This is a genomic window from Geomicrobium sp. JCM 19038 (genome assembly GCF_000698125.1).
In the GTDB taxonomy this organism is placed as follows: domain Bacteria; phylum Bacillota; class Bacilli; order Bacillales; family Marinococcaceae; genus Geomicrobium_A.
In genome coordinates this window covers 40,727-51,148 of record NZ_BAXA01000011.1, presented here as the reverse complement: position 1 = coordinate 51,148, position 10,422 = coordinate 40,727, and the positions used below count along the sequence as shown (strand labels likewise).

General features: G+C 38.5%; 11 protein-coding genes and 3 pseudogenes. 6 read left to right on the top strand and 8 right to left on the bottom strand.

All coding sequences use genetic code 11. The annotated features are described in order from the left end of the window. Positions 1 to 101 precede the first annotated feature (101 nt). The 3 genes from JCM19038_RS13915 to JCM19038_RS22915 form a co-directional block, all read right to left on the bottom strand. On the bottom strand, positions 102 to 713 hold the full coding sequence (locus JCM19038_RS13915; RefSeq protein ID WP_042419107.1) for a peptidoglycan-binding protein: 612 nt from the start codon (positions 711 to 713) through the stop codon (positions 102 to 104). Between the two features lie 343 nt (positions 714 to 1,056). Beyond that, on the bottom strand, positions 1,057 to 1,743 hold the full coding sequence (locus JCM19038_RS13910) for a hypothetical protein (protein ID WP_042419105.1): 687 nt from the start codon (positions 1,741 to 1,743) through the stop codon (positions 1,057 to 1,059). A 92-nt stretch (positions 1,744 to 1,835) separates the two neighbouring features. Continuing rightward, complete coding sequence (locus JCM19038_RS22915) at positions 1,836 to 2,000, bottom strand: hypothetical protein (protein ID WP_193745136.1); 165 nt, start codon at positions 1,998 to 2,000, stop codon at positions 1,836 to 1,838. A gap of 120 nt (positions 2,001 to 2,120) precedes the next feature. Between JCM19038_RS22915 and JCM19038_RS13905 the strand changes: the two genes are divergently transcribed. Then, positions 2,121 to 2,351: a hypothetical protein gene (locus JCM19038_RS13905; protein ID WP_042419102.1), complete on the top strand. Its 231-nt coding sequence runs from the start codon at positions 2,121 to 2,123 to the stop codon at positions 2,349 to 2,351. A 148-nt stretch (positions 2,352 to 2,499) separates the two neighbouring features. On the opposite strand, the gene JCM19038_RS13900 is transcribed toward JCM19038_RS13905, so the two are convergent. The 5 genes and pseudogenes from JCM19038_RS13900 to JCM19038_RS13880 all read right to left on the bottom strand — a co-directional run bounded on the left by JCM19038_RS13900 (position 2,500) and on the right by JCM19038_RS13880 (position 6,103). Continuing rightward, positions 2,500 to 3,231, bottom strand: a complete 732-nt coding sequence (locus JCM19038_RS13900; protein WP_042419099.1) for a hypothetical protein — start codon at positions 3,229 to 3,231, stop codon at positions 2,500 to 2,502. 25 nt (positions 3,232 to 3,256) lie between these two features. Next, complete coding sequence (locus tag JCM19038_RS13895; protein ID WP_042419097.1) at positions 3,257 to 3,607, bottom strand: VOC family protein; 351 nt, start codon at positions 3,605 to 3,607, stop codon at positions 3,257 to 3,259. A 93-nt stretch (positions 3,608 to 3,700) separates the two neighbouring features. Then, positions 3,701 to 4,564 (bottom strand): MBL fold metallo-hydrolase, encoded by an 864-nt coding sequence (locus JCM19038_RS13890; RefSeq protein WP_042419094.1) that lies wholly within the window; start codon positions 4,562 to 4,564, stop codon positions 3,701 to 3,703. 270 nt (positions 4,565 to 4,834) lie between these two features. Continuing rightward, positions 4,835 to 5,275 (bottom strand): annotated as a pseudogene (locus JCM19038_RS21930) (CAP domain-containing protein). Between the two features lie 501 nt (positions 5,276 to 5,776). Continuing rightward, positions 5,777 to 6,103: a hypothetical protein gene (locus JCM19038_RS13880; RefSeq protein ID WP_042419090.1), complete on the bottom strand. Its 327-nt coding sequence runs from the start codon at positions 6,101 to 6,103 to the stop codon at positions 5,777 to 5,779. 178 nt (positions 6,104 to 6,281) lie between these two features. On the opposite strand from JCM19038_RS13880, the pseudogene JCM19038_RS25550 reads away from it, so the two are divergent. From JCM19038_RS25550 to fhuB, 5 genes and pseudogenes are all read left to right on the top strand, one after another. Then, positions 6,282 to 6,490, top strand: a pseudogene (locus tag JCM19038_RS25550) (helix-turn-helix transcriptional regulator). Continuing rightward, positions 6,487 to 6,933, top strand: a complete 447-nt coding sequence (locus JCM19038_RS13870) for a hypothetical protein (protein WP_042419087.1) — start codon at positions 6,487 to 6,489, stop codon at positions 6,931 to 6,933. The pseudogene JCM19038_RS25550 and the gene JCM19038_RS13870 overlap by 4 nt, the downstream one beginning before the upstream one ends. Before the next feature lie 258 nt (positions 6,934 to 7,191). Further along, the gene (locus JCM19038_RS22380) at positions 7,192 to 7,449 is read left to right on the top strand and encodes a hypothetical protein (RefSeq protein WP_152549453.1); all 258 of its coding nucleotides are present in this window, start codon (positions 7,192 to 7,194) and stop codon (positions 7,447 to 7,449) included. Continuing rightward, positions 7,443 to 8,171: an iron-siderophore ABC transporter substrate-binding protein gene (locus JCM19038_RS13865; protein WP_152549452.1), complete on the top strand. Its 729-nt coding sequence runs from the start codon at positions 7,443 to 7,445 to the stop codon at positions 8,169 to 8,171. The genes JCM19038_RS22380 and JCM19038_RS13865 overlap by 7 nt, the downstream gene beginning before the upstream one ends. Before the next feature lies 1 nt (position 8,172). Beyond that, positions 8,173 to 10,141 (top strand): annotated as a pseudogene (fhuB, locus tag JCM19038_RS13860) (Fe(3+)-hydroxamate ABC transporter permease FhuB). Positions 10,142 to 10,422: the final 281 nt, after the last annotated feature.

Genomic DNA, 10,422 nt, shown 5'->3' with positions numbered 1-10,422 from the left:
ACAAGATTGCGCCCCATAAGCATGAGTAACCTTTTTGTGTTGATTACATAAACAAATTGATTTCACTCTGAGATTTAGAAGACTTAATTAAAGAAATTCACTTACTTAGGAGGTTCTGATTCTACAACTTCTCCATTATTGTAAACATCATAATATCCAACGGTTCCACTTCCACCGTGATCAATCAGCTCTTGGCTTTTCGCTTGCACTTTATAGTAGCTTCTATTTTCTGAAATCACGTCTTTGTATCCGACGATACCAAATCGAAGATCATCATTATCTAAAGCCTCTTCAGCAAACGTAATGGCTTTTTCTTCCGTAAAGATCTTCTCTCCGTACTCTTCTTGCAAGACAACCCAAGTATCCACATCAACAATTCCGCTCTGAGCAATACCCTGATCTGCTTGTAAATTCTTCACTTGTTGTTCAGTATGTGCACCAAAAATTCCATCAATGTCCGTTTCAAATCCGAAATGCGTCAACATCACTTGTAGAAACTCTTTTTCAAAAGACGTTCCAGGTCCCTTTTGGAGTATCGGCTGTTCTTCAGGTGTCCATTCGAAGATTGGACTGTATCCTGGTGTAATTAAAGCATCAGATCCCTTTGACTGTTCAGTTTCTTGTTCGTGATCGGGTGATGCCTCTACAGATTGTACACCCAGTGGCATCGCTACAAGTGCAAACATCGGTAATAGGATTAACAGCTTCTTCATACGAATCTCCTCCTAAAAATTGAGTATCTTACTTCGTTCAGGTACGGATCATCCAATGATTTTCACTATTCATCACATCTTTTTTTATTGTCAATGCACCTCCTGGAAAACATTTCTGCAGCTGCGTTACTTATAGGTCGGGAATTAAACCTTACAGTTACAAATAACTTGTTATTTCTTTTGTATTCAATGACTTATCACTACAAAAAAAGACGCATACAGGTTGTGACCCCTGACATGCACCTTAATTCTCGATTACTACATCGCTTCTTTGATTTGCCCTTTTTTCTTGCATCTTTACATTATTAGAATTACTGATTCTTCACGTGTACTGAATTCCGAACTAGTTCCGTTCTTCATATTCTTCTTTTCGATCTTCATGAAGTCGAAACGGGCGATCGGTAATTTGGTCCCCAATTAACAACGGACCATCAATTGCTTCCCCATTCACGAGAATTTGAGTGGATTCGTACCCAAATTCCATCATCATCAGCCCAACTTGCTCATGAAACACATCATTTATTGGCAAATGAAAGTCAATATCATACAATTCTTCAGAAAATGAAACTTCGGCAACTCCGTCATTTTCGGCGACATAATCAACGTCCACACCATGTGAAACAAGCACATCTCCGACCATATGGTCTTTGTCGCTAGCCCACGTATGAATCGCTGCCCAATACAACTCATCTTCGACAGCAGCATAAATGGTCGTCTGTTCTTTATATCTTTGGGCATCGCTTTCTTCAGTGTCCTCTATATAGTAAAGGTACACGGTTTCACTAACGATCTCCTCTTCATCAGAAGACGCTTCCTCATTGTCGATATCACTTTCTTCCGTAAAGTCTTCTCCTTCCAGATCCAATGGCTCATCGTCGACATTGTTCTCTTCGTCATCTTCAGGTAACTCTTGTTCTTCATCCATATTATTATCCGTTCCGCCAACTTGAGAATCCTCAGCCCCATCATCGCAGGAATGTAAAAACAAGGATCCAATTAAAAAAGCATTTACAATAGCATACTTCTTCATCTTAACCTCCTAGCGAAGACTAATCTAACAGTTTCCATCAAAGAAAATACTATACCTTGCAATCGTCTCTCGTAATGGAGTCTTTAACACAGTCACTTATTTCGCTCTTTATCTTCCAATTTCTTCAAAACTTGCTCTAACATCTTTTTCGTCTCAGAATTGTCGGTCCCCTTTTGCGCTGCTGATTCTACAACAAAGTAAAGAATAAACAGAAAAATAACCGTTGCACCTAATAAAACACCTAAGCTACTATTCATAAATTAGTTCCTCCATCACCGTATCATCGCCACACTACCGATTGTTGAGTACCCATCATTGACCGTTTGAATTCATGAAAAAAGAGGAATGGAATGTGAAACAGTATTGGTGATAAAAGGGTGATTATTATTTTCCTTGATCGTATCTTTCCAATTATTGCTATGGGATCTCTTTTGTTCGCTTTATGGTTAAGAGCACTTCCAGCTTTCATGATCGCACTTGCTCTTATAACATTGGCTGTAGCACGTAACATGGTAAAGATGCTTTACAGAGGCGAACGCGTCAAAGCCATCTTAGCATTAGCGATCTATATCGTATCGGTAGTTGTTTTATTCCCGATTTTCCTTTAGTTATATAAAATGAATTGATTGTTCGCCTAACACTATCATGATTTCTGTCTCCCAAATTAATGACGTATTTAAAGTGGGTTCTTGTGCAATCACATACTTTTACCCTAAGTTCCTTGGGACTAATCTAATATTTTACCCAATGCTGCGTTTACATCTCTGTTTTCAATCGATATTCTAATGAAACCAACGTGTTGTTTAACTGGTTACACCCATTCGATAACATGATATTCCTCATTGGTTTGTTTTTTATAGTCGTAATCCCTAAATACGTCTTAGCATGAAAATCCATTTGCAATCGATACAAACCTAATTTATGTAACAAAGCACCATAACCGACCCCTTTATAGTTTGGATGAATTCCGATCCAAAACATACGACCCTCTTGATTTGTGTTAGGTTCAATATGCGGTAAGACAATCCTCACAGGAATTCCGTCAACAATATACACGGTAAACATCTTATGAAATTGACATGGAAGTTCAACTCTCATACTCTGCAGAAAGTTCTTTGATTCATCGTCATCAACGCCCATAATTTTTGATAATAGCTTTATCGAACGATCTTCAAAAGGAAGCCACACCTCATAGTCAACTTTACTTACGGTCATTTCATTTGACATTTGGTATGTGTACATAACTCTTTCTCCGACTATGCTCATTTTCTCTCGAGTTTTGTTAAGCTGGTTAAGAAGTTGATTCGTGCATTCAAGGGTTACACGTTTATAGCCATAAATACGAGCGATAGAGAATAGTTCAATGATCAAATAATCTACTTTGAAAGTTTCTTTAGGTGCATCCTGAAAAGCTTCTAACATGACTTGTTCATCGCTTATCAAAACATGAATATCATGGTCTCTTAACTCTTGGATCAAAGCATTCATTTACTCCCCACCTTTGAAACAAATCTTAAGCCCAATAACAAACTTGCAACTTATTACCGTCTAAATCATAGAAGTCAAAGAACTTGTTTACATCGTCACTTTGTAACTCGCTAACTGTCACACCATTTTCTTTTAGTACGTTGTACGTATTCTCAATATCTTTAGAGAAAAAAATGGGATACACTTTATTATGCGATTCGCTCACTTCTCCTTCTTCAATCGTTAAAGGCATTTCACTATGACCAATTGATAAGATTCGATAGTGATCTCCTATAAAAGACTCCTCAAAACCTAAGAGGCTTTGATACCAACCACTTGCCTTCTCAACATCACTAACACGTAAACAAATGGTGTCAATTCGATCAAGTAAACTCATTTATTATTCACCCTCCAATCTTATCTTCTTCATCCTTTATTACACAAAAAGACACAAGCAGGTTGCTATTCCTGACTTGTGCCCTAAAAGATGTTAGCTCTTATCACGGTTTGAATGAACCTTTCGGTCATTCACAAACGCTTTTATAAAGAATTTTTCATTGGAATTCGGTTCTCTACGATATTCTTTCTTAAAAGAATCAAGAGCTTCCTCCATTGAAGTCGAGTCTACGACACGGCTTGTAGCGGTCAGTTCGTTCCAATATACATTCATTTCATCTCGGTCGCATATGGATTCGTGTCCGAGTAGTGAGTACGTTGCTTCATACTTTGTAATGCTCTCAATCATAGGTAATAAATGAGATTGTTTATAATGGAACAAAGAGTTCGTTGTCGTGCCATAAGCGCAATCGCCCAGATAAATGACTTTATTGTCGGGGACGTATACAATTGTTGAATCATCGGTATGTGTCCCCTTAATCGTTTCAAGCAGACAAACTTTGTTTCCTAGATCAATTGTAAGTTGATTCTGAAAAATAATGTCAGGTGAGACTAATTTAAACGACTCCCGCTCAGGTATTTCATCCTTAATCACTTCAACACACTGCTCCGTAATCAAACTAGAATCTCTGTACCTTTGTAGAGAGTCATCATCAAATGAATACCTTTGCCACTGTTTGATCGTTTCATTTGTAAGGCTATTTACGATTATGCTAGTATCTTCAAACTCATTCACCCCTAAAAAGTGATCCCAATGACCGTGCGTAATCACGACATATTTCACCGGAGGAACATTCAATGCTTTAACTTCTCTTAAAAAGTCTCGTGCATGCTGAGCAGAATTTCCAGCATCAATAACTAGACTATACTTATCACCACAGACCAACCCTAACGCTGGTCTTTCTTTTGCGTCATCATTCGCTAAATAATAATTGCTTTGATTTATTTGAGTTAGCATCATAGATCTCCTCTATAATTTGATTAAATAATTAGAATTATAGAAAACCTACATGCTGATGAAATTGTTGTAGGTTCTCGTTTAGTATCGTTTTACCATTGGACGGTTACCTCCTATCTTTTTGTAAAGTATATCACACCTAGGACCGAACCACCTTGTGCAGTTTCAAATTAGCTTCACCGATACATTCAAACAAGAAGATCACATACATCGATCATGAAAATAAATAAAAAGCAGTTGAGAACTTCTTGTTCTCAACTGCTTGGTACGTTATTCACTAATAAACATCTGAGTCCAATAATTGCCGTTTTCTTCATATCCAACACCGATATGAGTAAGCTCTGGGTCAAGGATGTTTTGACGGTGTCCGTCTGAGTTCATCCAACCATCCATCACTTGTTCGGAAGTCTGTTGTCCCATAGCAATATTTTCAGCTGCACGCATGTACTCAATTCCAAATTCACTCATCATCAAATGGCGAACCATAAACCGGGCTCACGTGCTGAAGTAGTTGTTCTCATTCATATCCTCAGATTTCACTTGAGCAACTTCCGATAAATCTTCATCCAATTCCAAAGGATCGAGACCTCTCTCTTCTCTTTCCTCATTAACAAGATCAGCAACCTCTTCTTGTTCAGCAGCATCGGCATCATTTATTCCAAATACACCGATCAGCGCCAAAGACGTAAACGAAAGTAAAAATTGTTTCATGCTTTAACACCTCCGTCTACGAATCTATCACATATCATGGTTACTAAAAATGAACCTTAGACTCAAGTTTAGAGGAGGTGAAAATCACGAAAATAGACGTGTAATCCATAACTCAAGTCCAGGTTGTATACGTTCAGGATCCTCTAATCTATCATTTTAACCCTGACGATTAGGATGTATGGATGATAAGACTGGTCCATCTGCAAATTAAAACTTGTACATACTGAAACAACTCACACTTAAGCATGATTTTATTACGAATAACTTCTAATTTATAAGTCATCATTTACACCAAAATAATGCCATTCGTACCATAGTCAATCTGTAGATCATCACTACAGGCTTCACTTGAAGAACATTCAATGCTTTATTATCATGCATGCTGACTAGAATTTTCAGCGTCATAACTTTAATCACTTGCATAAAAAACACAAAAAGGTGCTTTCACCTATTTTGTGTCCGTACTTTCTAACTTAGCAGGAAACCCTTCACTAAACTTCGTTAACGAATGACCTCATTATAAATTTGTCCTTCGCCATTCTCCCCAATGCTAATAATTTTCAAACGTTCTTCATCTAGAATATAGATTGATTTATATTCTGCATTCCCATCATTTTCGTAAAGGAGTACCCGACTGTTACCTTTATCATTTTCCACATTGACCTCTTCAAAATCCGAGCCAATTTGATCCTCGATCACAGTTAACTCAGGCCATTCATTTCTATTTTCTTCAAAGAAATTTGTTGCACCCTCATCATTGTTTCCACAAGCGACTAACAATCCAAGAAATACAATTAAAGTCGTCGATATTGTTGTGATTCTTCTCATAAACAGCCCTTCCTTACATTCTTGTACTGTCACAAACACCCTCAACTTCACAGTGAGGTTCACCATACACAGTAAAAAGATACCACAATTTATTAATTAACATTCAAAAGCACAATCGCATGTAAACTCAACTTGACATATTGTAAGGTTGAGTTTACATTGTAACTAAGGTGATCATATGAAAATAAACAATCGAGTCAAAGAAATGAGGCTAGACATAGCCTCACACAAGAGAAGCTAGCTAAATCGGTAAATGTCACTAGGCAAACTATTGTTGCCCTGGAGAAAGGCAGTTACACCCCATCTCTTTTACTCGCCATGCAAATTGCGAACGTTTTTGAATCTCAAGTAGAAGAAATCTTTACGATTGAGGAGGAAGAACAATGAAATTGTTTTGGGGAGTTTTCAGCTCCGTGGGAATTATCATTTTGTTCGGTTGGTCGTTAATTGAATTTTATCAATTCACTCAATTGATCGCTTCACAAGGGTTAAACCCACCTTGGTCTGCATCTTTAAACTTATTACCATTCTTGCTTTTTAGTTTATTTTCACTCATTACATTCATGATTTATAAAAAGAAAAATAAATCCTTACTTTTTCCAGCAGAAATTGAAGAAAACGACGAGCGTGAACAATTTATTACTTCTAAAGCAACACGATTCGCTTATATCAGCATCTTCTATAGTTTTCCTTTCATTACAATCCTTATGCTTTTGTACCCATTTATTTCGGAGTCTTTTCCGTACTATCCAATCGTAATCATGTTGATCTTTCCAATTTCTCAAATTCTTGTTTATGCTGTTGCTTGGCAGCGTGCGTATACGTCATAATTCTTTAAAAAAGTTTCAAGACATGTTTTTCTTAAATCGAACCCTCACCTTTCATACAGGTGGGGTTTATTTGTGTATATCACTGGCATTGAACTCAAATACGTCGTACCCACATTGGTGCAATAAACTTTGTTCACACTGACCTAACCTACACCCTATGATTTACATTCTCTTTCACAAAAAATAATGGAATTGCTTTTCCCAACTAAAAATGTATAATTGATAATGATTATCAATATTAATTACTGGGGTGTACATATGAGAAAACAACATACTTGTATTGCGGTCGGAATTTTAACTTTAAGTCTAGTTGCTTGTGATGCAACATCAGAAGCAGACAATACGACGGAAACATCCGAAGATTCAATCGTTGTGCAAGATATCTATGGTGAACAGGTACTAGATGAAGTACCCGAACGAGTCGTCGCTTTAGAATGGTTATATGCAGAAAATTTACTTGCACTTGGCATTGATCCAGTAGGAGTAGCCGATATCGAAGGGTTTGAGACTTGGTAGATATTGATGCGGAGTTATCAGATGAAGTCGTTGACGTTGGGTTGCGTACAGAGCCTAATTTAGAAGTCATTGCTGGTCTTGAGCCCGATTTAATTATTATGCTTGATAACCGTACCGAGAGTGTATTGCAAGAGTTACAAACCATTGCACCGACGCTAACGTACAATCCCTATCCCGAGGAAGAAGAAGGCATAGATCAATATGAAGAAATGGAAGATACGTTTATGGAGATTGCCAAGGCAGTAGATCAGGTTAATGCAGCAGAAGAAGTACTAGAAGATTTAGAAACGATTTATACAGAAGCGAACAACACGATAGACCAATTATCTTTGGATACGACAGAATTTACTCTTGCCATGGGTTATACCGATAATCAGGCACCTGTATTTCGTCTGTCGAACCCTAATGCCCTTGCTGTCAAAATTCTAGAAAATATTGGTCTTACAAACGCCTATGATTCTGGCAGTTTTGAATCAGCTGGATTTGCGACTGTTGGTGTAGAAGAATTAACAAAAATTGAAGAATCTAACTTTATGCATATCGTACAAGATAGTGACAATATCTTTGAAGACCATTTAAGCGACAACGCCGTATGGAATGATTTAACCTTTGTACAAGAAAACAATGTGTTTGCTTTAGGCGGAGACACGTGGCCTTACGGTGGTCCCTTAGCTGCCAAAACACTCGTTGAACGTACCGTTGCTGTATTAGAAGAGAACTAATATGTTTCAGTTTCAACAACTTAGATTATTGCTACTCGGTATCTTTTTACTCTTTCTTGTGTCGCTTGTACATTTAACTCAAGGCCAGGCTGACTACACTTGGACGGACGTTCTACTCACATCATGGACAGATGAAAGATTGCAAGCGATTTTGTTTGGTATTCGGCTTCCACGCCTAGCAATTGGAATCTTAGCAGGAGGAGCACTTGCAATGGCAGGTCTCCTTTTACAGACACTAACTCGCAATCCACTGGCGTCCGCAGGTACGCTAGGCATTAACGCAGGTGCTTTTCTTTTTGTGTCTGCTGGCGCTATTTTCTTTCCAACAGTAGCAGCGAATTTTCCATTTCTCTTTGCATTTATTGGATCTTGCACTGCGGCCATCCTTGTCTTTTTGCTCGTCGGACGGGGAATGGAGCCTGTTAAGGTTGCACTTACTGGCATGATTATTACATTACTCTTCAGTGCAATTACTAGCGGACTCCAACTAATGTATGAACAAGAAACAAACGGGCTGTTCTTATGGGGAGCAGGTACTTTAATTCAAAACAATTGGGCAGGAGTACAGTTTGCTTTACCATTTATTCTAACCACGGGCATGTTGCTTCTTTACATTGGCAAAAGCTTTGATCTTCTATTACTAGGGGATGAGGGCGCTACCGGGCTTGGACTTGCTACCGAACGAGTAAAAATAATCGGGTGGATCTTAGCCATTACACTTGCTGCGGCAACAGTCAGTGTCGTCGGACCGATTGGATTCATCGGTTTAATGGCTCCTCATATTGTGCGACTTCTTGGTATTAAAGGGCATCGTGAACAGTTTGTCCATACATTTGTTTGGGGAGCCTTCTTACTCATCGCAGCAGATGCTTTAGCACGCTTCATACAATCTGGTGGGGAAATTCCAGTAGGTGCGATGACCGCAATCGTAGGCGGACCTTGGCTTATGTACTTGGCGTATCGAATGGGAAGAAGGTATACATCGAGCAAGATTACATTAAATGGAAGAGAATCTTCACTTCCTTTACCTGTGCTTTATGGAGCTTTGATTTTCATGACCCTTGGGGTAGCACTATTGTCACTGATGTATGGTGGCGGAAACTTTGATTCTGTACAAGACTTAATTTCTGGTTCTCTTTTTCAAGAGTTCGCCTTACGGTATCGGTGGCCTCGGGTACTTACGGCGTTTCTGATCGGAGCACTTCTTGCACTTTGTGGTGTACTCCTTCAAAGTGTTCTACGAAATCCCCTAGGAGACCCTTCCATCCTAGGCATCACATCTGGTGGGGGTGCGGGAGCACTTACCATCATCGTTCTCTTTCCGACTTTATCGTTTGCTTTTGTGCCTATCGGTGCTGTAATTGGATCGACGCTAGCAATTGTTACGATTCTACTGGCAACAAACGTTCTGATTGGGAACCCATCTCACTCGCTTTAATGGGAGTAGCCGTTTCCGCTGTTGGGTCTGGGATTATTCAAATTCTAACGGTAAAAGCAACGATTGGTGTAGCTCCAGCTTTATTGTGGCTTGCAGGAAGCACCTACGGTATGAATTGGCAAAACGTATACTTCTTAGTTTTTATTCTCATTCTTTTAGTACCAATTTCGTATTGGTTATCAAAAGAACTAGATCTTTTAGGTCTTCACCAACAGGTGTCCACTGGATTAGGTCTAAATGTCAAATTAATGCGTATAGGAACAATAATCCTTGCTGTCATCATCGGAAGTGCTACCGTAGCTGTCGTAGGCGCTATTGGCTTTATTGGATTACTTGCCCCTCATGCAGCAAGAGGGTTAGTCGGCACAAAAATCACCGTGTTATACCAGCTTCAATAGCCATTGGAGGGATGTTGCTCGTAACAGCTGATTTTTTAAGCCGGTTCTTACTATTCCCTAAAGAGATTCCTTCTGGATTATTGGTTGCCTTAATCGGTGCTCCATACATTTTATATATTATAAAGAGGTTGTAAAAAAGAGGATGATACAAAAGTATTTTAAAAACAAAAAAATAAAAACTAACCATTCTACAATTAGAATGGTTAGTTTTTATTCGGATTTTACTAATTTAAGACTTTTTATTATTCGCTTTTAGTATTGGGCATTTCAGTTAAGACTCGACCTAATTTTTTGTTAAACGTGATCGTTCAATGCACAGTAAGGGTTTCTTAAATAGGTAAAACGTTAGGCATAGACAATTATAGGCAGCATAGCTTTACAAGATATTGCCTAATTGTATACACACCTCTTCTAC